Annotated in this window: 21 protein-coding genes and 1 riboswitch; of the genes, 8 read left to right on the forward strand and 13 right to left on the reverse strand. The window is 64.6% G+C overall.

Translation table 11 applies throughout. The features are described 5' to 3' along the window. The first annotated feature begins 78 nt into the window (after positions 1–78). Positions 79–981 (forward strand): cutinase family protein, encoded by a 903-nt coding sequence (locus J2X62_RS09030; protein WP_310179830.1) that lies wholly within the window; start codon positions 79–81, stop codon positions 979–981. Here the strand turns inward: J2X62_RS09030 and J2X62_RS09035 are convergent, their stop codons facing one another. Then, positions 982–2,508, reverse strand: coding sequence for an MFS transporter (locus J2X62_RS09035; protein ID WP_032392647.1), 1,527 nt, complete (start codon positions 2,506–2,508; stop codon positions 982–984). Between the two features lie 102 nt (positions 2,509–2,610). Here J2X62_RS09035 and J2X62_RS09040 point away from each other — a divergent pair, with 102 nt between their 5' ends. Next, positions 2,611–2,904, forward strand: a complete 294-nt coding sequence (locus tag J2X62_RS09040; protein ID WP_032367959.1) for a putative quinol monooxygenase — start codon at positions 2,611–2,613, stop codon at positions 2,902–2,904. Here J2X62_RS09040 and J2X62_RS09045 read toward each other — a convergent pair. The 3 genes from J2X62_RS09045 to J2X62_RS09055 form a co-directional block, all read right to left on the reverse strand. Beyond that, on the reverse strand, positions 2,839–4,335 hold the full coding sequence (locus J2X62_RS09045) for a phage infection protein (protein ID WP_235579956.1): 1,497 nt from the start codon (positions 4,333–4,335) through the stop codon (positions 2,839–2,841). The genes J2X62_RS09040 and J2X62_RS09045 overlap by 66 nt on opposite strands. A gap of 96 nt (positions 4,336–4,431) precedes the next feature. After that, positions 4,432–5,046 carry a histidine phosphatase family protein gene (locus J2X62_RS09050; RefSeq protein WP_094642767.1) on the reverse strand — a complete coding sequence of 205 codons (615 nt, stop codon included), beginning with the start codon at positions 5,044–5,046 and terminating at the stop codon, positions 4,432–4,434. Positions 5,047–5,050: 4 nt separating this feature from the next. Then, positions 5,051–5,962 carry a LysR family transcriptional regulator gene (locus J2X62_RS09055; protein ID WP_155290241.1) on the reverse strand — a complete coding sequence of 304 codons (912 nt, stop codon included), beginning with the start codon at positions 5,960–5,962 and terminating at the stop codon, positions 5,051–5,053. 82 nt (positions 5,963–6,044) lie between these two features. On the opposite strand from J2X62_RS09055, the gene J2X62_RS09060 reads away from it, so the two are divergent. Then, on the forward strand, positions 6,045–7,277 hold the full coding sequence (locus J2X62_RS09060; RefSeq protein WP_051365314.1) for an MFS transporter: 1,233 nt from the start codon (positions 6,045–6,047) through the stop codon (positions 7,275–7,277). Here J2X62_RS09060 and J2X62_RS09065 read toward each other — a convergent pair. The 5 genes from J2X62_RS09065 to lysX form a co-directional block, all read right to left on the reverse strand. Continuing rightward, positions 7,263–7,778, reverse strand: a complete 516-nt coding sequence (locus tag J2X62_RS09065; protein WP_310179837.1) for a DUF4190 domain-containing protein — start codon at positions 7,776–7,778, stop codon at positions 7,263–7,265. The genes J2X62_RS09060 and J2X62_RS09065 overlap by 15 nt on opposite strands. Before the next feature lie 50 nt (positions 7,779–7,828). Then, positions 7,829–8,230 (reverse strand): PPOX class F420-dependent oxidoreductase, encoded by a 402-nt coding sequence (locus J2X62_RS09070; RefSeq protein ID WP_032367602.1) that lies wholly within the window; start codon positions 8,228–8,230, stop codon positions 7,829–7,831. Positions 8,231–8,469: 239 nt separating this feature from the next. Then, positions 8,470–9,474, reverse strand: coding sequence for a beta-ketoacyl-ACP synthase III (locus tag J2X62_RS09075; RefSeq protein WP_027494965.1), 1,005 nt, complete (start codon positions 9,472–9,474; stop codon positions 8,470–8,472). A 100-nt stretch (positions 9,475–9,574) separates the two neighbouring features. Then, complete coding sequence (locus J2X62_RS09080) at positions 9,575–10,471, reverse strand: alpha/beta hydrolase (RefSeq protein ID WP_310179840.1); 897 nt, start codon at positions 10,469–10,471, stop codon at positions 9,575–9,577. Between the two features lie 109 nt (positions 10,472–10,580). Then, positions 10,581–13,892, reverse strand: a complete 3,312-nt coding sequence (gene lysX, locus J2X62_RS09085) for a bifunctional lysylphosphatidylglycerol synthetase/lysine--tRNA ligase LysX (protein WP_371832714.1) — start codon at positions 13,890–13,892, stop codon at positions 10,581–10,583. A 305-nt stretch (positions 13,893–14,197) separates the two neighbouring features. On the opposite strand from lysX, the gene J2X62_RS09090 reads away from it, so the two are divergent. Beyond that, positions 14,198–15,169: a hypothetical protein gene (locus tag J2X62_RS09090; RefSeq protein ID WP_032367600.1), complete on the forward strand. Its 972-nt coding sequence runs from the start codon at positions 14,198–14,200 to the stop codon at positions 15,167–15,169. On the opposite strand, the gene J2X62_RS09095 is transcribed toward J2X62_RS09090, so the two are convergent. The 4 genes from J2X62_RS09095 to J2X62_RS09110 form a co-directional block, all read right to left on the reverse strand. Continuing rightward, positions 15,151–15,705, reverse strand: a complete 555-nt coding sequence (locus J2X62_RS09095) for a GNAT family protein (protein ID WP_310179842.1) — start codon at positions 15,703–15,705, stop codon at positions 15,151–15,153. The two genes, J2X62_RS09090 and J2X62_RS09095, sit on opposite strands and share 19 nt — an antisense overlap. Positions 15,706–15,920: 215 nt before the next feature. Further along, a complete protein-coding gene (locus J2X62_RS09100) occupies positions 15,921–16,340 on the reverse strand; it encodes a TIGR03668 family PPOX class F420-dependent oxidoreductase (RefSeq protein WP_027494960.1) in 420 nt (139 codons plus the stop codon). Positions 16,341–16,350: 10 nt separating this feature from the next. Continuing rightward, positions 16,351–17,706 (reverse strand): bifunctional diguanylate cyclase/phosphodiesterase, encoded by a 1,356-nt coding sequence (locus J2X62_RS09105; RefSeq protein ID WP_310179845.1) that lies wholly within the window; start codon positions 17,704–17,706, stop codon positions 16,351–16,353. Between the two features lie 83 nt (positions 17,707–17,789). Beyond that, positions 17,790–18,836 (reverse strand): LacI family DNA-binding transcriptional regulator, encoded by a 1,047-nt coding sequence (locus tag J2X62_RS09110; protein ID WP_310179846.1) that lies wholly within the window; start codon positions 18,834–18,836, stop codon positions 17,790–17,792. A 46-nt stretch (positions 18,837–18,882) separates the two neighbouring features. Between J2X62_RS09110 and J2X62_RS09115 the strand changes: the two genes are divergently transcribed. The 4 genes from J2X62_RS09115 to J2X62_RS09130 all read left to right on the forward strand — a co-directional run bounded on the left by J2X62_RS09115 (position 18,883) and on the right by J2X62_RS09130 (position 23,093). Continuing rightward, positions 18,883–20,082: an MFS transporter gene (locus J2X62_RS09115; protein ID WP_032371426.1), complete on the forward strand. Its 1,200-nt coding sequence runs from the start codon at positions 18,883–18,885 to the stop codon at positions 20,080–20,082. Continuing rightward, positions 20,074–20,216, forward strand: a riboswitch (cobalamin riboswitch). It overlaps the preceding gene by 9 nt. Before the next feature lie 41 nt (positions 20,217–20,257). Further along, positions 20,258–21,286 carry an ABC transporter substrate-binding protein gene (locus J2X62_RS09120; RefSeq protein ID WP_032373382.1) on the forward strand — a complete coding sequence of 343 codons (1,029 nt, stop codon included), beginning with the start codon at positions 20,258–20,260 and terminating at the stop codon, positions 21,284–21,286. Continuing rightward, the gene (locus tag J2X62_RS09125; RefSeq protein ID WP_310179849.1) at positions 21,283–22,308 is read left to right on the forward strand and encodes an iron chelate uptake ABC transporter family permease subunit; all 1,026 of its coding nucleotides are present in this window, start codon (positions 21,283–21,285) and stop codon (positions 22,306–22,308) included. Before J2X62_RS09120 ends, J2X62_RS09125 begins: the two co-directional genes overlap by 4 nt. Beyond that, complete coding sequence (locus tag J2X62_RS09130) at positions 22,305–23,093, forward strand: ABC transporter ATP-binding protein (RefSeq protein WP_032373381.1); 789 nt, start codon at positions 22,305–22,307, stop codon at positions 23,091–23,093. Before J2X62_RS09125 ends, J2X62_RS09130 begins: the two co-directional genes overlap by 4 nt. The last annotated feature ends 27 nt before the right edge of the window (positions 23,094–23,120 follow it).

Raw genomic sequence — 23,120 nt, forward strand, 5'->3', positions numbered from 1 at the left:
ATCGGATGGTCACAGGCCGCTGTCATTGTGGTGATCGAACACAAGAAGCGTTCGATCACCCAGTGAGGCCCCCTCCCCATGAGTGTCAAGAAATTCTGCGCCGGTGTCGGCGTCGCTGCAGCTGTTGCGTCCGGTCTGGTCGTCGGGGCATCGCCCGCCGCCGCCGATCCCGGCGGTTGTCCCTCGATGTACGTCGTCGCGATTCCGGGAACGTGGGAGACCAGCTCCGGTGCTGCGCCGAAGCCGGGGATGCTGACCGACGTCACCGATCGCCTCGGCGGGGACATCCGCACCGAGTACGTCTCGTATCCCGCCACCGCGTTCCCGTGGGAGGGCGAGGTGTACGGGCAGTCGCGTGCTGCTGCCGTCACCAATGCAGGCGGCATGCTGAAGGCGATGGCGGATCGCTGCGGCGCAACGAAATTAGGCATCATCGGCTACAGCCAGGGAGCGGACGCGGCCGGTGATCTCGCCGCGTCCATCGGAACCGGTCTCGGGGTGGTTCCGGCCGACAAGGTGGTGGCGGTCGGGCTCGTCTCCGACCCGAAGCGGTCGGACACCGACGCCCTGGTCGGTCCCCCTGTGGTGGGTACCGGCGTCGGTGGACCCAGGGTCGGCGGATTCGGCTACGTCAGTCCGGTGGTGCGCACGTTCTGCGCCGTCGGCGATCTGTACTGCTCGACGCCCAAGGACGATTACGTGGCGCGACTCGCGGGCTTCCTCGCCGTGTCGTCCAACCCTGCGCCCGACGTCGCAGATCAGTACACCCAGGAAGCACAATCGTTGATCGCCGACCTCGCTGCGTCCGGTGGATTACCCGTACTGCAGGGGCAGCTGTCGGATCAGGCCAACGCCCAGCGTCAGCGGGAGATCGAGGCCTTCTACCGTTCGGGCATCCACCAGGAATATCAGACCTACGACGTCGGAGACGGGGTGTCGGCGACGCGGTGGTTGGCGCGTTACCTCGCCGACGCGGTCTGACTACGACGTACTAGCAGGAACCCGACGGAGCAACAGGAACACGACGACGGCACTGACGAACATCAGCACGGCGCTCGTACCGGCGGCGAGGTTGAAGCCGTCGATGAAGGACGAGTGCGCGACATCGGTCAACTGCGATGCGAACGGCTCCGGCAGATAGTCGGCCACTGCTATTGCGCCGCCGATGGTTTCGCGGGCCGGATCGGCGATCTCGGCCGGTGTGCCCGCCGGGATGGCGTCCTCCATGCGGTGTCGATAGACGGTGCTGCCGATGGTGCCGAGAATCGCGATGCCGACGGCACCGCCGAGCTCGGCCCCGGTTTCCGACAATGCCGATGCAGCCCCGGCCTTTTCGGGGGCCGCAGCGGTCAGCACGATGTCGGAGTTCAGAGTCGATGCTGCTCCGATCCCGAACGTGACCAGGGCCATTCCGGTCAGCAGCAGCGGCAGGCCGGAGTCGGATTGCACGAATATCAGTGCGACGCAGCCGAAGACGATGGACAGCAGGCCCGCCGAAATGATGGTGCCGGTGGGGATCACCTTGCTCATCGTCGGTGCGGTGACGGCACCGGCCGCCGCTGCGGCAGCGGGAATCAGCAACCACAGTCCGGCGCGGAGTGGTCCGAGTCCCAGAACCAGCTGCAGGTACTGAGAGGCGAACAGGCTGAAGCCGGTCATGGAGAAGATGACCAGAAATTGCACGACGACTGCAGCGCTGAAAGCACGTTCGGCGAAGAGCGTCACGTCGATGAGCGGGTTCGATGCCTTGCGTTGCCGGATGACGAACACGAAGCCGAGTGCCAGGCCGAGGATCGCGGTGGTGATCGTCGTGGCGTCGATACCGTCCTGGGCCCCGTGCTTGATGGCGAACACGATCGAGAGCATCGACGAGATCGCGAGGATCACGCTGATCGGGTCGAACTTTCCGGGGTCACTGTCCTTGAACTCGGGGACCAGTAGCGGGGCCGCAACGAAGAGCACGACCATGATGGGGATGTTGATCAGGAAGACCGAACCCCACCAGAAGTGTTCCAGCAGAACGCCTCCGACAACTGGGCCCACGGCTGCGCCGCCTGCGAAACCGGCGGTCCACAGGCCGATCGCTTCCTTGCGCTGTGCAGGGTTGTGAAACATGTTGCGAATCAACGACAGTGTGCTCGGCGCGATGGTGGCTCCGCCCACTCCGAGCAGAGCACGTGCGACGAGCAGCATCTCGGGGGAGGTGGAGAACGTCGCGGCGAGTGATGCCGCGCCGAAGACCACCGCGCCGACCATCAGCAGGGTCCGCCGACCGATGCGGTCGCCGAGCGAGCCCATGGTGATCAGCAGACCGGCAAGCAGAAATCCGTAGATGTCGAGGATCCACAGGGTCTGGTTGCTGGTGGGTTCGAGATCGGCCGTCATGAAGGGCAGTGCGAGATACAGCACCGACATGTCCATGGAGACCACGAGGATCGGCACCACCAGTACCGCGAGGCCGAGCCATTCCTTCTTCGTGGCGCGATCCTCGGTTGCCGTCTGATTCACTGCTTCTTCCCTTCCCGCGTGGACACCTCACCTTAGGTGGGTCGGGAGTACGTTCGGTGAGGAAGAGTGTGTCTCGCCGAACGAAGGAACCGATTCCGCATGATCAACGATCTCGAGGTAGTCGCGACGATCACCGCCAAGCCGGACGCAATCGACACCGTGCGCGACGGGCTCGTGGCTCTGGTCGCCGAGTCACGCAAGGAGAGCGGCAACGTCTCCTACAAGTTGTTCGAGTCGGCGGTCGAGCCGGGCACCTTCATCACCATCGAGGTATGGAAGTCGCAGGAGGACCTCGACGGCCACATGCAGACCCCGCACCTGCAGCAGGCGCTAAGCGAATTCGGTGCCCATCTCGCGGCCCCGCCCGCCATCCATCCGCTCCGGCCCGTCGGTTGAGCCTGCCCGCGCGCTGACGTACACGAGTGCCGAGACGGCAAGCAGCGCCACCGTGGCACCGATCGCCAGCCACCCGGTCCCGCTCATCTCTCCCGACGCGATGATGCGGGCACCGGCGGCGGTGTAGCTCATCGGCATGAAGGCGGCGAGGTCGCCCCAGATCGGTGCCGTCGATGCGTACGCGAATCCGCAGACGACGACCTGCACCACGAGGGCGACGACGTTGACGATCTGCCCGACGACGGCACCGAGGACTCGTTGAATTGCGCCTGCGGTGGCGAGATAAGCCGCGGCCGACACGATGAGGAACGCGCCGGCTCCGATCACCGGTCCGAGGGCGGCGTCGGTGGCGAAGGCGAATGCGACGGCCGCGCTGACACCCACTGCGGCGACGGCCGCTCCGACGGCGAGCCACCGCGGCTTGGTGTCCCTGCCCAGGACCCGCACGAGGCTGACGCAGCCGAGAGCTCCGAGTGCCACGAGGGCGGCAATCAGATACGGGGTGGCACCGGTACCGGTGCTCGTCGCCGTCGCTGCAACGCTCTGGTCGGAGGTCGCGTCATCGGTCGTGGCCGCCGCTTTTGCCGGGAGGGCGGCGGAGGCGTCGCGCACATTGGTGGCGATGCCGTTGACGATTCCCTCGACGGGTTTCACCGACGTCACGAGCTGATCGGTGCCGGCTTTGAGTTGCTGCCCGCCGTCGTCGAGCTGGCCGAGTCCGTCACGCAACTGCACGGTTGCGTCGCCGAGCTGCGCGGTGGCACCGAGGAACTGACTGTTGGGGTCGTTCAGTTCGGTCGACAGCTGCTGAGCACCACCCTTGAGGGTCTGCAGCTGAGCGAGCGTATCGGGACCGAACGCCTGAGTGTTGAGGTTGTCGATCACTCCGCGGATCTCGCCGGAAATCGCGTCGGACCCCGGATGCGGGAAGCGATCGACCGTGTCTGCCGTGGCGGCGAGCTTTGCCGTGAAGTCGGCCTGCAGAGCTCCGAATCCGGCGAGCTGGTCGACGACCTGGTCGACACCCCCGCTGATCTGCGATGCGCCGTCACCGAGCTGGCCGATGCCGTCGCGGTACTGGCCGAACCCGTCGGCGAGCTGGATGGTTCCGTCGTGAGCCTGGGTGATGCCGTCGGCAAGTTGGCCGACGCCGTCGTTGAGCTGCGTTCCGCCTTCGGTCAGCTGACCGATGCCGCTGGAGAGAAAGGTGATCGGGAGCGAGGCGCTGTTGAGGCTGCTCCTGGCCTTGGACAGGGGATCGGCCGTCTGCTGTGCCTCGGCCGGGGCCTGCTGAGTGTCTGCGACAACGGCGGTCGTCGTGGTCGATTCTCCGCCCAGGTCGTAGCCGGTGCCGAGTGCGAACGCACCCACAGCCACCAGAGGGAACGCCAGTGCGACGAGAGCAACGGCAGGACGTCGGAAGATACGCATTTCACCCATGATGACTTCGAGGCTAACTGCCACCGCCGGCCGCACCGACCACTCGGAGCGATCCACAGCGGCCGTTCTGCCCCTCTAGCAGGGACTTTAAGAGGTCTCTGTGGATTGTCGGTTGCGCGGCAACAGGTCCCACACGTGGGCGGTCTCGTTGACCGACGAGACCGATCGGGCACCGCTGCGGGAGAAGAGCACACGCGTCACCGAGCAGTAGTCGATGGGAAATCCGAGCACCTTCGGGGTCTGCAGAATGTCTTGCAACAGCATGTTGACGACGCCGCCGTGAGCGAAGAGGACGACGGTATCGGAGTGCGCGGCGGTCGAGACGATTTCGGCCACTCCGGCGAGAACTCGCCGGCGGAAGGCCTGCTCGTCGACCTGCTCGGGTAGGTGACCGGCCTTGATGCGGTCGTAGGCGTCGCGAAATTCGGTCTTCGCGGCCTCGATCGGGACGTAGCCGCCGAAGTCCCGGTCGTACTCGGTCAGACGGTCGTCGGTCGTGATCTCGAGACCGAGCCGTTCGGCGAGTGGCTGCGCGGTCCGGATCGCGCGTTGCTGCGAACTCGACACGACTCGGGACACCGTGAAGCGTGCCAGCGCATCCGGCACTCGGCGGGATTGCTCGACGCCCAGTTCGTCGAGATCGGGATCGGCCGAGGACTCCGATCGTCGCGGAAGGGCGTGCCGTACCAGAACCAGTTGCATCGACTCACCTAATCACGAGTGTGCGTCCACTGCGTTGCACCATCGAGCGGAAGGCCGCCACCTGGCGGGGCATGTCCGTCCCCGGCTCCCACACCATGCCGATTCGCCTGCGCGCAGCCGGTTGGGTGAGTCCCACGTCGACCGTTCCACCCTCGGCGCCGTGTGCACGGATCCGCGGCAGGATGGCAATGCCGAGGCCGGCGCCGACGAGTCCGCGCACGGTATGGGTGTCCTGTCCCTCGAACGCGATGCGCGGGCTGAATCCGGCATCGGCCCACAGCTCGTCACAGATCGAGCGCATTCCGTATCCGTGGCCCATGGCGATGTAGTTCTCGTCGGCGGTATCGGCGAGATCGACCGTCTTCCGCGACGCGAGGCGGTGATGTTCGGGGACCACCAGCATCAGCCGCTCGTCGTACAGCTGGAAGGAATTCGTGTCGGTGTGTTCGGCGCTCAAAGACACGAACGCCAGGTCGGACGCGCGATCTGCGAGGCGATCCAGGCAGCGTGCACGTGCGCCTTGGTCGAGATCGAACGTCACCGCGGGATGGTCGACGCGAAAGTGCCGGATCAGTGCGGGCACGACGTCCTCACCGAGTGTGTTCTGGAACGCGACGGCTATTCGGCCACGCGCTCGGGCGTCGTGCTCGGTCATGGCGTCGATACCGGCGTCGATGTCGCTCAGGGCTCGTTGAAGATACGGGATGAGGACGCGGCCGGTACTGGTCAGCACGATGCCGCGGCCCCGTCGTTCCACGATGTCGACGCCGAGGATCGCCGACGCGCGGGCGACCTGCCGACTGACGGTGGGTTGCGGGACTCCCAGGACGTGGGCGGCGTCGGTGATGTGCTCGGTGTCCGCCACCGCGACCAGGGTCGGCAGAAGTGGTAGCAGCTCGGTGGTCTCGCGGCGCATGAGCGAAGCATATCGCTGACGTATCGATCGCTGAGGTCTCATGCATTGGACGTATACCGTGAGCGCTTCTAACGTCTTGGACATGACTACGACGCAGCCCGAGGTCCTGGAGTGGGAGGGGCATCCCAAGGGATCGACCGAGTACCGGCGTCTCGTGTTGGCGCTGCTGTTCGCCGGAGTGGCGACGTTCGCGCAGCTCTACTCGGTACAGGGGATTCTGCCGCTGATCGCGTCCAGTCTCGACATCACCCCGTCGCAGTCCTCGCTCGCCGTCGGCCTGGCGACCGTCGGCGTCGCGGTGTCGGTCATTCCGTGGTCGGTCGCGGCCGACCGAATCGGACGCGTTCGAGCGATGACCGCCTCGATACTCGTCGCGACGACACTGGGTTTGCTGGTGCCTCTGTCGCCTTCGCTCGAGGTGCTGCTGGTCCTGCGATTCTTCGAAGGTGCTGCGCTGGGCGGACTTCCGGCCATTGCGATCGCCTATCTCAGCGAGGAGGTGCACCGCAATCACACCGCGCTGGCAGCGGCGACCTACGTGTCCGGTACGACGCTCGGTGGGCTGCTGGGGCGAATAGTCTCAGGACCCGTTGCAGAACAGACCAATTGGCGAATCGGAACCCTCACGGTGTCGGTGATCGCGGCGCTGGCAGCAGGACTGTTCGTGTGGTTGGCACCGCGGCCGCGAACCACCCTCGTGCACAGCAAGATCGGTGACCTACCCGGTCGGTTGTGGGTGAATCTTCGAGAGCCGGGGATGCTGGCGCTGTACGGCCAGGGGTTCCTGCTGATGGGAGGATTCGTCGCGGTCTACAACTTCCTCGGATTCCGGCTCGAGGCAGCACCTTTCGGACTTCCACAGTCTCTGATCAGCCTGATCTTCGTGGCCTACCTCAGTGGCACGGTGTCCTCGCGAGTGGCGGGGAAGTTGGCGACGAAGCACGGCCGGTCGATCGTCCTCGCCGGATCGACCGCTACCATGATCGTCGGAGTCGCACTGACGATGGCGTCGAACCTGGCCGTGATCCTCACCGGGCTGGTGATCTTCACGATGGGATTCTTCGCCGCCCACGCCATCGCGTCGGGATGGACCGGCCAGCGAGCCGTCCACGGACGGGCGCAGGCGACATCGCTGTACAACCTGTTCTACTACGGAGGATCGTCCGTCGTGGGCTGGCTCGGCGGAGTGGTCTTTCAGTCACTCGGATGGAACGCCTTGGCGCTGTTCGTCATTGCGTTGGCAGTCATCGCCGGCCTGTGGGCCGCAGCGATGAACGGCCGACTGGCGCAGCAACCGAACTCAATACGTGGATGAATTCGAGGCTGCTATCGCGAAGATGAAAATAGCAGCCACGACGAGGACGAACAGGGCAACCGACACGTAGCCGACGATCAGACCTGCCGTCGCAAATCCTGACCCGCCCTCGCCGGTGCGCTTGATCTGGCCCTTCGCAACGTGGCCACACACCACCGCACACACCGACGCGATCAGCGGGATGAACGTCAGACCCAACACCGCCAACACGAGCGACACGATCGCCAACGTGTTCGTCGCGGGTGCCGGCCGAAAACCCGCTCCGTCATACGGGGCCTGACCGTATTGCGGCTGTCCGTACTGGGGTTGCCCGTACTGGGGTTGCCCGTATTGGGGTTGTCCGTACTGAGGGTTCGGGTACTGACGATTTTGGTACTGAGGTTGTCCGTGCTGCGGGTTCTGGTAGCTCGTGTTCGGGTCCTGATACGGCGGGTACTGCTGACCCCCGTACGGCTCGTCCTTCTCGAACGCGTCGCTACCTTCACCCTGCGGATTGACCATTGCGGGAGTCTTGCACCTGAATTGGGCCGTCGCAAGCGGCAACGCGACGTCTACGAACCGACCTTGCCCCAGCCCACATACGCGTCGACAGTCACGTAACCGGTCACGCGCGGCTGATCGCGAACCGGATACCGCTCGCCGGTGTAATGCGTCGCGATGCGATCGATATCCACCAGATCCGGGTCGTCCTGCAGTTCGATCGAACCGTGCACCGTCACATGCGTATACCAACTGGCCTCGTCCATCACCGAAATCGAGACCTTCGGATTCGCCCGAATGTGCTCCAGCCGCTTACGTGAAGCATCGAAATTGAGCACGATCTTCCCGTCCTCCCACAAATACCACGTGGGCGCGGTGATCGGAGTTCCATCGGCACGAACCACCGCCATGACAGCGGGATTCGCTTTCTTCAGCAACTCGACAGCATCAACGGGCAACGGAGGCTTGGGCATGAACCAACCCTACGACCCGAAAGCTGACTCGGCCAGACCCTCGGCGGACCGCCCACCCGGCCCGAGTCCACCCGCACCCAAGTCCACCCGGCCCGAGTCCACTCGCACCCACCCCACCCCACCCGGCCCGAGTCCACTCAACGTGACATTGACTGCCGAAAAGGCCACTGAATGTCACATCGAGTGGACTGCGGATAGGTGGACTGCGGGTGGGTGTGGGCTGCGGACGGGTGGAGTGATTACAGCTTCGGGAGTTTGACGACCTGTCCGGCGTAGGACAGTCCCGCACCGAAGGCGAGGAGCAGCGCTGTGTCGCCTGCTTTGGCTTTTCCGGTGCGCAGTAGTTCTTCCATTGCCAGGGGGATGGACGCAGCCGAGGTGTTGCCGGTTTCGGCGATGTCGTTGGCGACGGCGGTGCCTTCGTCCAGGTTGAGACTCTTCGCCAGCAGGTCGGTGATGCGGCTGTTGGCCTGGTGCGGGATGAAGGCGTGCAGTTCGTCGGTTTTGATGCCGGCGACGTCGAGTACCTTCTGTGCGGCCTTGCCCATCTCGAATGCAGCCCAGCGGAAGACGGAGATTCCGTTCATCCTGATCCAGGGTCGTTCCATGTTGGCTGTCGTGATGTATTCGTACCAGTCCGTGGTCTGCACGATGGCGTCGGACTGCGAGCCGTCGGACCCCCATACGGCGGGTCCGATTTCGGTTTCGTCGCTCTGTCCGACGACGACGGCTCCGGCGCCGTCGGCGAAGATGAAGCGGGTGGTGCGGTCGTACGGGTCGGTGGTGACGCTGAGCTGCTCGGCTCCGATGACGAGGACATACTGCGAGGTTCCGGCCTTGACCAGGTCCGATGCGACGGCGAGTGCGTAGCAGAAGCCTGCGCATCCGGCGCAGATGTCGAACGCGGCCGGTCCTTTGGTGCCGAGTCCGTGGGCAACCTTGGCGGCTGCTTGGGGTGTCAGTTCGAGGTGTGTGGAGGTCGCGACGATGACGGTGTCGACCTGCTCGGCGGAGATGCCGCTGGCTTCGAGTGCTTTTCGGCCTGCCGAGATCGACATCTGGACGACGTTTTCTTCGGGGTCGGCGAATCGGCGGTTCTTGATGCCCGATCGCGTCTGAATCCACTCGTCACTGGAGTCGATGAACTCGCAGATCTCATCGTTGGTGACTATACGTTCGGGGCGGTGAACGCCCAGACCGAGCATCTTCGACTGTCGACCTTGCGTTGTGCTGATCGCACCCATCTTCAATTTCCTCTCGTGCTACCGCGCCATCGCCGAGCTTCGGCTCGGGTCTTGGGCTACGGGCTCGTCGACACACGTTACGTGCGTCGACGGGAAAGGTTCACACCAGTTCGGTGATGAGCGCCGCGACCTCGGCGGGTTTGTCGATCATGGCGTGGTGATGGGCGGGTATGACGACGGTGAAATCCGCTCGCAAGTATGTGGCCAGCTTGCGCTGGGTCTTGATCCATCTGCGTCCCCACGGGGACGGGCGTCCGGTGTGGGCGGCCGCGACGATAACGGGAACAACGAGTGGCAATCGCTTCCGAAGTCGGTTCAATTCGGCCGCGAGGTCCGGGTAGACGACATCTTCGACGAGTGCAGCCGTGAGATAGGTAGGCCTGCGGTAGATGTCGTCGACCCAGTCGACGACGTCCTTCGGTGTCCCGTCGGGCGGCGTCGCCTGGTTGAGTATCGGTCGGACGCGCGGGCCGACGAGCCGCTGAAGGCCCGTGCGGCTCAGTAGCGTCGACAGGGAATGCGCTGCGCGCACTCGCAGAGCCGCCGGAAGGATGCGGCGGGGGTCGGACTCGGCGCTCGAGTCCAGGAGAAGAACACCACGTATGCGCGACGGGTACAGCCGGGCCACTGCTTCTGCGTAGAAGCCGGCAATCGAGTGACCCGCGACGACGGCCGGCTCGGTGACACCGAGCGCGTCGAGGACGCCGACGATCCTGTCGGCCTCGCCGCGGACGTTGGGAGTGGCGCCATCGGGTAGAGGGTCGCTGAGTCCGAAGCCGGGGCGGTCGAGAACCACGACATGATGGCGGGCGCTCAAGATATCGACGGTGTCGTTCCAGTCGAACCAGTTACTGCCCAGGCCGCCGCAGAGAACGATCGTGGGGCCGGTTCCCCGGACGAACAGATGCAGACGTTGCCCGTCTACTTCGAGGTACTGCCCGGGAGGATGTTTCACGGGAAACAATGCCTCGCGCTCAGTTCGGTTCCCGTGATCCATGTTTTCGTCCCCACCATGCATAGCCGACTCAAGGTCTGTTTGAGTCTCCAGTTTCCATCATTCGCCCCGTTTTGCAACTTTCGCGCGAAGGATCGCCTCGGGAGGACCGTCATTGACGCGGTTTGGCCAGCGGAAACGCGAGTGTCTCGCGAATGCTGCCGCCGGTGATGAGCATGACGACGCGGTCGACGCCCATGCCGAGGCCGCCGGTCGGGGGCATCCCGTGCTCGAGCGCCTGCAGGAAGTCCTCGTCCAAGCTCATCGCTTCTTCGTCGCCACCCGCAGCCAGCAACGACTGCTCGGTGAGGCGTCGACGTTGATCGACGGGATCGGTCAGCTCGCTGTAGGCCGTGCCCAGTTCGACCCCCCACGCCACCAGGTCCCACTTTTCGGCGACGCCGGGGATGCTCCGATGCGGTCTCGTCAACGGCGACATCGACGTCGGGAAGTCCTTGTAGAAGGTGGGAAATTCGGTGTAGTCCTCCACCAGGTGCTCGTACATCCCCTGGGCGACGGCACCCGCATCCCACGACTTCTCGTAGGGGATGTCGTTCTCGTCGCACAACCGCTGCAGCTCGTCCAGGGGCGTCGACGGCTCGACGTGGACACCCAGTTTTTCGGCGACGGCACCGTGCAATGTCTTGATGGGCCATTCCCCGGAGATGTCGATCTCGATCATCTCGCCGTCCGGGCCGTCGGGACGCAGAATGATTTCGCGGCCGTGCGCTGCCACGGCTGCACGCTGAATCAGTTCGCGGCACAACACCATTGCGCGCTCGTAGTCACTGTGTGCCTCGTACGCTTCGAGGATCGTGAACTCCGGATTGTGCTTGAAGTCCGCTCCCTCGTTGCGGAACACTCGCCCGATCTCGAAGACCTTCTCCATGCCGCCGACGCACAGCCGTTTCAGATAGAGCTCCGGTGCGATGCGCAGGTACAGATCCAGGTTGTAGGCATTGATGTGGGTGACGAACGGGGCAGCGTTCGCACCGCCGTGTACCTGCTGCAGGATCGGTGTCTCGACCTCCATATAGCCGCGATCGCTCAGTGAATCACGAAGCGACTTCACCACATTCGAGCGTGCGATCATCAGCGCGCGCGCATCGCGGTTGATCGCCAGGTCCACGTACCGCTGCCGTACTCGCGCTTCCGGATCGGTCAGACCGCGGTACTTGTCGGGCAGGGGGTGCAGGCATTTGGCGTTCATTCGCCACTCGGTGGCGAGCAGCGACAGCTCACCACGCCTGCTGTATCCGATGGTGCCACTGACTTCGATGAGGTCACCCAGGTCGAAGTCGGCATCGAATTCCTCGATTCTGTCGCCGACGCGTTCGCGGTCGAACAGCACCTGAATATCGGCCGACCAGTCCCGGATGACGGCGAACGACACGCCGCCGTAGTCGCGAATGCGCAGTATTCGACCCGCAATTCGGACCGTCGTGCCCTGGGGCGATGCCGCCGCTTCACCGACGGTGTGCGTCGGGGGATAGGCGACGGGATAGCCCTCGATGCCGTCACTTTCGAGACGATCGAGTTTGGCCACGCGCACGCGCACCTGGTCGGGACGTTTACGGCCGGGCACGGTGTCGTCTGCGGGAGTCTCGGGTCCACTGCCGTCGGAATGAATGTCCTCGGCGTCGACCAAGGCTGCGGGCACCGCGACGTGGGACCCGGTGTGCTTCGAGGCGCGCCGAAAAGTCGGCAGAGTCAAGAAGCCTTCGGCGATGGCCGACGCGACACCGACCTTCGGCAGCACCCGATTGTCGGCGAAGCACAGGTAGCGCGGCTCCCATTCCGGCAAGTACTTCACATTCGAGCGATACAGCGCCTCGAGCTGCCACCAGCGCGAGAAGAACACCAATACGCTGCGCCAGATTCGCAGGACCGGACCGGCCCCGATCCGACTGCCCTCCTCGAATGCAGCACGGAACACCGCGAAGTTCAGCGAAATCTTGCTGACACCGAAATGATCCGCGCCGGTGGCAAGTTCGGTCACCATCAACTCGATGACACCGTTAGGCGACGCCGGATCGCGGCGCATCAGGTCCAACGACGCGCCGGTCCGACCCCACGGCACCAGCGACAGAACACCGACTATCTTCTCGCCCTGAACTGCCTGCACCAGAAGACAATCGCCGTCGAGCGGATCGCCCAACCGGCCCAGCGCCATCGAGAAACCACGCTCGGTCTCGGTATCGCGCCACGCGTCCGCGCACGCAATGATCTCGTCCATCTCCTCGGCAGAAATATCGCGATGACGACGCACGGTGACCACGACACCCGCTTTGCGAGCCCGGTTGACGGCCTGACGCACGGGACGCATCTCGCGTCCATTGAGGTTGAAATCTTTGGTTTTCAGGATCGCTTCGTCGCCGAGTTCGAGAACACTCAGGCCGGCCCGCTTGTAGGCCGTGGCCCCGATCTCGCTGGCCCCCATGACAGCTGGGGTCCAACCGTACTTCTCGGCCAGGTCGAGCCATTCGGATATCGCATGTGGCCACGCCTCGGGGTTGCCGATCGGGTCACCACTGGCCAGACACACCCCGACCTCGACGCGATACGTCACCGCCGCCTTGCCGCTGGTGGCGAAGATGACGCCCTTGTCGCGGCGGGTCGCGAAGTAGCCGAGGGAATCGTCGGCACCCCACTTGTCGAGCAGGCCGCGCAGAGCCGACTCGTCGCGCCCGGTCAACGCATTGCTCGACCGTTGCGACCGAAACAACGTGACCACGGCACCGAGCAACGCCAGCGCTCCGAACAGTCCCAACGCCGTATTGACGAAACCGTTCGGCCTACCGTCGAACTGCTCGTTGTCCACCGTCGCCAACGCCGTCACCCTGTTGAACGCCCACAGGAACGTCTGACCCTCCGGCAACGAACCCGGGAACAACGCCACCAACGCCCACCCGACAATCGTGCCGACGGCCGCCCCCAGCACGAGCACCCCGAGCGCCTTCCACACCGCACCGCGCCGAACCCGCGTGTAGAACTCCTTGCGCGACGCGATCAACAGACCCGTCACGACGACATGAACCGCCAACGCAATCCACGAACTGACGTTCTTGTCCTCGATGCCCTCCGCGACATTCGTGATCGCCAACAACACCAAATAAATCGTCAGCAACCACCACGCAATACGCTTCCGACTCGCCAACGCCGCCGCCAACAACCCGACAACCAACGCCCACGACAAACTCGTATCCGGAGCATCGAAGTAATACGTGTCGACATACTCCCGCGGCGCATGAACCAGATACCGCAAAGTGGGCGACAGACTCCACAGAAACAACGCCGCCGCGAACACACCGAGCACCAGCCCCGCGATATGCGGAACCTCACTCAACCGACCGCGCTGCGGCGGCGAAAACGACCGTGGTGCCGTAGTACCCGACCGATCCGAGGGAACTGCTGTCGCCGTCATGTCTCACTCCCGAAATAAGAACGCACGAGTTGCAAGATAGACGGTATCCCCGCTGAGGTGGGTGGGTTGCCTGTTGCCGCCCCGCCGTCCACTCAATGTGACATTTGGTGGCCTTTCCGGCAGTCAATGGCACATCGAGTGGACTCGCGTCCGGTCACGAGAGCGCGCCTGGCCGTGCTCGAGTCAGAGTGTGGGCCACCCCTCCTGTATGCGTTTGTCCACAGGCATTCGGTTGTCCACAGGGCTGTTGATAGTGCGACGTCGGGTGCGATCCGGTGTCCGGCCGAGCGTGCAGGATCGTCTGTATGAAGAGGGGCGGCGCACGGGTCGATGCGAGGGTAATTGCGGCCGCATCGGATCGCGGGCTGGTGCGGACTGCTCATCTTCTCGAACTCGGCGTGGCGTCGAAGACGATTGTTCGGCGCACGCTGCCGGACGGTATCTGGTCACGGGCGCTACCTGGCCTGGTGTTCTTGAAGAACCGTTCGCTGACGCCCTTGGAGCGGGCGGTTGCCGCGTCCATCTACTGCGGTCGTGATGGCGTCATCAGTGGTCGGGCCGGGCTGGCGTTGCATGGTCTCGGTACATCCGGCTCGTTCGAGGAGACGTTCGTGCTCATTCCCGAGGCGCAGCACCGCAGGTCCGTGAGCTTCGCCGCGGTGGAACGTACGTGGCGGATGCCAACGGCGGAAAGTAAGTCGGGTCTTCCCGTCGCGCCGGTTGTTCGGTGTTTGTGCGACGCGATTCGTCGCATGAAGAACGCCGAGCAGTGCATGGCGCTCGTTGCCAGTGTCGTGCAGCGGGGTGCCGCAACGATCGAGGCGATCATGAAGGAACTGGACGCCGGCACCACGCGTGGAACCGCGATGCCTCGTCGAGTACTTCGCGAACTGGCCGCCGGCGCGCACTCCGTTGCCGAAGCACACGCGCAGAAGTTGTACGCGCGCAGCGGTCTTCCCCCGATGACTCACAATGTCGCGGTACGCGACGAGTCGGGCAGGTTGCTGCTGGTGGCCGACAATTGGCTCGACGACGTCGCCCTCGACTGGGAGATCGACTCGCTCGAATATCACCTTTCACCCGCGGCGCACCGCGCCACCGTGGAACGACGGGAGCGCGCTCAGAACGCCGGCATCATTGTCGTGACTCACCTGCCGAGCGATATTCGCGACGATCCGGAACGTGTTCTCTCCGACCTGCGGTCTCGGTACCGACAGGCGCTCGCGCGTCCGCGCCCCCACGTCACCGTCGACCCGTCCTACCGCCGATCGGGCTGATACACCCAAATCATGTGGTCTCCGGTTTCGGCCGCAGCGGCCAAGGCTCGCGGCTCGATCCTGTCGAGGACGAAACCCAGCCGCCGCGGAACGGCTCGACTCCTCGAATTGGCTGCATCGCAATGAATTTCGACGCGATCGACGTCGGCGAGTTTCAATGCCTCTTGCGTGAGGGTCGCGGTGGCTTCCGAGATGATGCCGTCACCCTCGGCTGCACAGTCGAGCCAGTACCCGATTTCGATCCCACCCGGTCCGACTCGTCGGTGCAATGCAATCTTCCCCAGGAATGCGCTGGTGGATCGACCGAAAATCCCGTAGTCGTACATTTCGTCGGCGTCCCACAACTTCCGGCTTTCCGCGATGCGGACGATCTGCGCCGACCTGTCGGCAGCGTCCTCGGTGGCCCAACCGAGCCACGGCAGCAGGCGGACCCGATTTCGCTCGATCGCCTCGGCAATGACGACCGCATCGTCTGCCGTCTCGCGTCGAACCACGAGACGGTCGGTGACAATCCGAACGGGAGGTTTGCTGACCATTGAGACAGTCTGACTCCCTGCTACTGCCGATTCCACTGGTTTTTCGGTGCCCCCCGACCCATGTGCAGTCCACTCGATGTGCCATTGACGGTCGAAAGGGCCACCGGATGTCACATTGAGTGGTCAGACAGTAGTGGTGTCAGACGGTAGTGGTGTCAGACGGGAGTGGTCAGGCGGTAGTGGGGTGGGCGATGCTGTGGAGAGGAGGAAAACGATCAAGAAGCTGACCACGATCTCCAGGACAGTTTGTCGATGACGATGACCGGCCCCTCGGGTCGGTTGTTCTTGTATTGGCTGTATTTCGCGACGAGGGTGTCGGTACCGACTGTGCCTTCGGCGCTTCCCGCGTCGACGATGCGGGCGTTGCCGTCGGCGCGGATCCACCAGAGTTGGGACCAGTCGTCGGAGTAGTGGTCGACGATGAGGCTGACAGCGGGGTCGGCGTGGATGTTCTCGAGTCGCTGCAGTTTCTGGGTGGTTTTGGGTTTCCAGTCGATGGCTGTGTAGATGCGATCGCCGGTGGGCGCGACAGCGAAGACGATGGGGACCAGGTGTGGGGTGCCGTTGGGGTTGATGGTGGAGAGTTGGGCGCGGGGTGCGTCGGTGAAGCGTTGAATTTCGTTGTCTATCTTCACGTTCGGTTCCTCATGCGGATTCGCTGTGGCTGCTGTGTCGGGTGATGTATTGCTCGAGGTCGGCGACGGGCATGGGTCGTCCGAGTAGGTGTCCTTGGCCGAAGGTTACGCCCATGTCGGTGCAGATTCGGAGTTGTTCGGTGGTCTCGATGCCTTCGATGACGGTGTCTTTGCCGAGGGTGGTGGTGACGTCGACGAGGGCGGTGCAGAGGGTGGTCATGGCGCGGCGTCGGTGGAGGTTGGTGCTGTCGAGGTGTTGGGTGAGGGATCTGTCGATTTTGAGGATGTCGACGGGGAGGGTGGCGAGTCGTTCGAGGGAGGAGAAGCCGGAGCCGAAGTCGTCGATGGCGATGAGGACGCCGTGGCGTTGGACGTCGCGGAGTTGGTAGTGCACGGCGTCGAGGTCGTGCAGCGTCTGCGATTCGGCGAGTTCGAGTGCGAGTCGACCGCGTTCGATGCCGTGGGTGTCGACGATGTCGATGACGTCGGTGGCCAGGGTTCCTGCGGCGAAGTGTGCGGGGCTGACGTTGACACCGACCTGGAGCATGATCGCGCGGGATTGCCAGTCGGCGATGGTTGCCGCGACGTCGGTGAGAATCCACATGCTCAGGGGGATTATCAGGTCGTTGTCTTCGGCGAGGGGGATGAAGGCGTCGGGCATCAGGAGTCCGAGCTCGGGGTGGTTCCACCGAACGAGGGCTTCGGCTCCGACGACGGCTCCGGTCGCGAGTTCGACGATGGGTTGGTAGACCATGGTGAGCTCGCGCTCGGTCATGGCGACCCCGCGCAGTCGTTCGAGGAGCTCGAGCCGCGTGCGGTTGGTGTGGTGCAGCTCGTCGGTGAAGATGTGATGCCGGTTGCGGCCGGTGGCTTTGGCGGCATGCATCGCGGCGGTGGCGTTGTGTACCAGCTGGGTGGCGCGATCGGTGCTGCCGGTGGTGGACGCGACACCGACGCTGGCGGTAAGGGTGAGTTGACGGCCGCCGAGCTCGAAGGGGGGCTCGAAGATGCTGGCGAATCCCGCGGCCATTGCTCGGGCTGCCAGGGAATGGCAGCCGTAGGCGACGATGACGAATTCGTCCCCGGTGAGTCGGCCGATGGTGTCGCCGGGTCGGGTCGATGCGGTGAGTCGGTCGGCGACCATGCACAGCAGCTCGTCGCCCTGGGCCGGTCCGAGCGCGTCGTTGAATTCACGGAAGCCGTCGATGTCGACGAGGAGGACGCTGAAGTGCTGGTCAGGGCCTAGGTCGACCAGCGCGGCAGTGATGGTGGCCAGGATTTCGTCCCGGTTCGCAAGCCCGGTGAGGGCGTCGAGCGTCGGGTTGGGGTCGGCACGGCGGAGCGGCGTGTCGTGTTCTCGACTCACAGTGCCCCCTCGTAGCCGTACGGCCACCGGCGATACTAGCCGAAGAGTTTGCTTAACGCCTATAAACGGGGAGCGTGCCCTTTTTACTGGCCCTCACGCAGCGTGCCCGTCGACCCTCGCGTCTCGATGTTCCATACCGCCGCGTCGACGGCGTCGCTGAGACCGAGCACCCACCGGGCCGCCGATCGGCCCTGGTCGAACAACGATTGCGCGACGGTGGTCAAGTGGGCCGCCGCCGCTGCAGGGGAGTCGTCCCATCCGGTCAGTGCGACGTGGCCGGGAATGTCGATCCCGGCACCCGTCGCCGCGTCGAGTGCGCCGAAGGCGAGTTCGTCGCTCATCGCGAATATCACATCGACGACGTTGTCGCGCAACAACAGTCGTGCTGCCCGTGCGCCCTCTTCGCGCGAATTGTGGGTGGTGAACAGCGTCGGTACCGTCGACCACTCGATTCCTCGACGCACGCACGCATCGCGGTAGCCCTCGAGTCGTGCGCGGGTCACCGGCATCGAGATGCCCGACGCGTCGGCGCCGTGCACCACCGTCGATTCGCGTCGCGAATCGGGTCGTAGCGCAACGATCGCGGGCCGACGTCGATTGCGCAGAGCACTGGTGGCGATCGCGTCGGCGGCCGCGCGGTCGTCGATTCCGATGGAGTGCAATCCCGGATGCTGGGGGCCGCCCTGGACGCAGGTGGGTCGACCGGTGCCGACGAGCACGTCGAGGACGGGGTCGTCGACGCCGGTGGTCCAGACGACGTAGCCGTCGACCTGCGCGTCGCGAATTCTCGCAATATCGCTGTCGCGGTGCAGGTTCGGCAACATCACCAGCGCGGTGTCGGCGTCGAGACACGCGTCGGCGATGCCCGAGAGGAACCGTCGGGCCTGGGGATCTTCGAAGGCATAGGTGAGTTTTTCACCGAGTACGACGCCGATGCTGTTGTGCTTTCCGCTCCGGAGCGAGCGTGCCGCACGGTTGGGACCTGCGTATCCGAGGGCCGCCGCCGCTGCGTGGACGCGGTCTCGGGTGGCAGGCGAGACGCGGTCGGGCTGGTTGTAGGTGTACGAGACGCTCATGGTGGAGACTCCCGCAGACGCCGCGACGTCGGCCATCGTCACCCGATTGTTCACGGGGTCACCTTAGCGTGCGTCGACCATCTGTGTAACGATACACACCATGTCGTCGCCCCTCCCCAAGCTGCTGGTCCTCGGTGCAGCCGCCTTCATCTATGTCACGGCCGAAACGTTGCCCGTGGGTCTGCTTCCGGAGATCTCGGGCGATCTCGGCGTCGGCGAATCCGCAGTCGGTCTGCTGCTGACCTTCTACGCATACGGCGTCGCCGTCATGACCATGCCGTTGATCAGGTTCGTACGCGACTGGCCGCGGCGACGGGTCGTCGTCATCACCGTTGCAGCACTGGCCTTTTCGCAACTGCTGTCCGCGGTGTCCGTCGGGTACCCGATGCTGGTGCTGTCGAGGATGCTGTGCGCGGCCACCCACGGAGTCTTCTGGGCCGTGGTCGCACCCGTCGCGGCGTCACTCGCACTTCCCGGTAAGCAAGGAAAAGCGATCGCCACGGTGTACGCCGGCACCTCGTTGGCGTTGGTCGCCGGAAATCCGATCACCGCGGCCATGGGTCAGTGGTTCGGGTGGCGTACTGCTGCAACGATTCTCGGTGTCGTCGCCGCCGCTATCGCGGTGGCGCTCTACTTCGTCCTCCCCGCACTACCGGTCACCCGAGCAGCTGCGGGCAACAAGAAATCACCGCGGGTGCTCGACGGCACCCTGGCGATCCTGTGTGGAGTGACGTTCCTGGCCGTCCTCGGCCATTTCGCCGCGTACACGTACTTCTCGCTCATCGTCGATCGCGCAATCGGTTCGGCCGGAACCACTCTGACGCTGATGTTGATGCTCTACGGTTTGTTCGGGGTCGTCGGTATCTGGGTGATCGGCAGAACGTACGACCGTTGGCCGCGGCCCTCCACCATCGCAGCTCTGGGTGCCGTCGCGGCCGCGACGGCGATCCTGTGGGGCACCCTCAGCGCAGCACCGGGCAGCCTGGCCGTCCTTGCTGTCGGGGCGATCGCGTTGTGGGGTCTGGCCTTCACCACGCTGCCGGTCTGCATCCAGTCCGCCGTGGTGCGGGCCGCCCCTGCCGACGCCGACAAGGCGTCGGCGATCTACGTCGTCGCCTTTCAACTGGCCATTGCCACCGGGGCCCTGGTGGGAGGCGTCGTCGTCGACGCCAGGGGCATCGGGGCGGTGACCGCTGCGGCGACGATCCTGGTGGCTGTGGCACTCACAGTCGTAGTGGTCGCGCGCAGAGCCTTTCCGAGCTCGTATCCGTCGGTACCGGTCTCGACGCCGGCGCACTGACCTCTCGGCGCTCTCGCGCGATAGGGTCAGCACGCGACGAACGAGGGAATCCGGTGCAATTCCGGAGCTGGCGCGCAACGGTGACGGGTGAGAGCTCGAAGTCCGAATGCTCGGACGTCGTGATCGAACCCCACCCGCGGCTCCGCGACACGAGCCCCAAGCAGGAAGCTCTTCGATGCGTACCTCTCTCGCAGCACTAGGCGCTGTCTCCATCCTTCTGGTCTCCGGTTGTTCGACCGCGTCGACCCCCGACGCGTCCACCGACACCTCCGGGAACTATCCCCTGACCATCGAGAACTGCGGACGCGACGTCGTCGTCGACGCACCACCGCAACGCGCGGTGTCGTTGAACCAGAGCTCGACGGAGATACTGCTCTCGCTCGGCCTCGCAGACCGGATGGTGGGCACCGCCACCTGGACCGACCCGGTCCGCTCGAACCTCGAATCCGAGAACGCCAGGGTGCCGAGGCTCGCGGACAACAAGCCATCGCTCGAGGTCGTGTTGGATACCGAGCCCGATTTCGTGTCCGCGTCCTTCGGCGGCACCCTCGGACCCGGGGGAGTCGCAGATCGGAGCAGGTTCGAGCAACTCGGCGTCCCGAACTACCTCTCGCCCACCGACTGTCAGGGCAAGACCGACGAGAGCGTCAATTCCGACGGCGCCCGCACGGAGCCGCTGGTGATCGACACCGTCTATCGGGAGATTCGTGATCTCGCTGCGGTCTTCGACGTGCGAGACCGTGGCGAGCGCCTGGTCGCCGAACTGCAGGATCGGTTCGAGAAGGCCTCCGGTTCGGTCGACGCGTCAGGTGTGTCGTTGGCCTACTGGTTCGCCGACACCGATACGCCGTACATGGCCGGTTGCTGCGGATCGTCGGGCATCATCACCGACTCCGTCGGCGCCGAGAACATCTACGCCGACACCACCGACGAATGGCCACAGGTCAATTGGGAGAGTGTGCTCGATCGCAACCCGACTGCACTGGTGCTCGCAGATCTGAGTCGACGCAGTATCGCCGGGGACGCCCTGGACAGCAAAATCGGCTTCCTGGAGTCGAACTCGGTCACGAACCGAATGCCCGCCGTCGAGAACAAGCGGTACATCGTCGTCAACGGTGCCGATCTGAACCCGTCCATTCGGACGATCGACGGTGTCGAGAAAGTTGCGGCCGCCCTGCAGGATTGGGGAATGGCGTCGCGATGAGCCGCACCGATCGCGGGGTGCTCGTCCCACTGCTGCTCGCAGGATCGGCGTTGTTGGTGCTCTCGATCGGCGTCGCCGTCACCATTGGACCCGCGAACGTGTCGGTGCCCGACGTGTATCGAGTGATATTGACGCACATGGGTATCGGGAGTTCGGGAGTCGGTCGCATCCAGGACGGAATCGTCTGGGAGCTGCGCCTGCCCCGGACCTTGCTGGCCGCCGTATGCGGCGCGGGTCTCGCGCTGTGTGGGGCGATCATGCAATCGCTGCTGCGTAACCCTCTCGCCGATCCCTTCGTCCTGGGCATTTCGTCCGGTGCATCCACCGGAGCGGTCCTCGTCGCGGTTCTCGGCGTCGGCGGTGGCGCATTGTCCTTGTCCACAGGGGCATTCGCCGGTGCGCTGCTCTCGTTCGTCCTGGTGATGCTGCTGGCCGCAGGGGCAGGCGGCGGAAACGACCGCGTGGTGCTGGCCGGGGTCGCGGGGACGCAGCTGTTCTCGGCCTTGACGTCGTTCATCGTCATTTCCTCGGCCGACGCCGAACAGACACGCGGCGTGCTGTTCTGGCTTCTCGGATCGCTGAGCGGTGCCGACTGGACGGACGTGGTGCTGTGCGGATCGGTTGCGCTGCTCGGAATGGTGGTGTGTCTGTTCAACACCTCGGCCCTCGACGCCTTCACATTCGGGCACGACGCGGCCGCGTCCCTCGGTGTTCCGGTCAAGTGGGTGCGAATCCTGTTGTTGGTCATCACCGCACTGATCACGGCCTCGCTCGTCAGCGCCGCCGGAGCCATCGGGTTCGTGGGTCTCGTTCTGCCGCACGCCGCCCGTTTTCTCGTCGGCGCACGGCATCGACGACTGTTGCCGACGACGGTGGTCATCGGCGCGATCTTCATGGTGTGGGTCGACACCATCGCCCGAACGCTGTTCGCCCCGCAGGAAATACCCGTCGGAGTGGTGACCGCACTCATCGGCGTGCCGGCATTCGCGCTCATTCTGTTTCGGATCAGGAGATCCCGATGACGTTGCACGTGAACAACATCCAGTGGACTCGCGGCGGGAACCCGATTCTCGACGGCATCAGCTTCGCACCGGAACCGGGCGAGACCATCGGGCTCATCGGCCCCAACGGCTCCGGCAAATCGTCGCTACTGCGCATCCTCGCCGGTATCGTGGCACCCGACAGCGGCGACGTGCTGCTCGACGGAAAGAACCTGCGCACCCAACGTCGTCGCAGCATCGCCCGCCGCGTAGCGATGGTCGACCAACACTCCGACACCGACGTCGACATCACCGTCCGCGACGTCGTACGCCTGGGCCGCATCCCACACCACGGCATCCTCGGCGGAGACACAGCCGCCGACGACGCCGCGATCGAACAGGCACTCACCGACACCGCCATGGCGTCGAAAGCCACCCGACGCTGGCACACCCTCTCCGGTGGAGAGCGCCAACGCGCCCAGATCGCACGGGCCCTCGCTCAACAACCCACCGAACTACTGCTCGACGAGCCGACCAACCACCTCGACATCCAACACCAACTCGACATCCTCACCCTCGTCGCAGGCCTACCCCTGAGCAGTTACATCGCCCTCCACGACCTCAACCTCGCCGCCATGTTCTGCAACCGCATCATCGTCCTGAACAACGGCAGCATCGTGGCATCGGGAACCCCACACGAAGTGATCACCGAACACCTGGTGCGCGAGGTGTACAACGTGCACGCGAGCGTCTCGCATACCGACGACTACCCCCAGGTGACCTATCGCCGCCCCCGCCCGACCGCCCCCGGAGTCCACTCGATGTGACATTGACCCCCGAAAAGGCCACTAGAT

The sequence above is a fragment of the Rhodococcus sp. 3258 genome, from assembly GCF_031456475.1.
Classification (GTDB): Bacteria; Actinomycetota; Actinomycetes; order Mycobacteriales; family Mycobacteriaceae; genus Rhodococcoides; species Rhodococcoides fascians.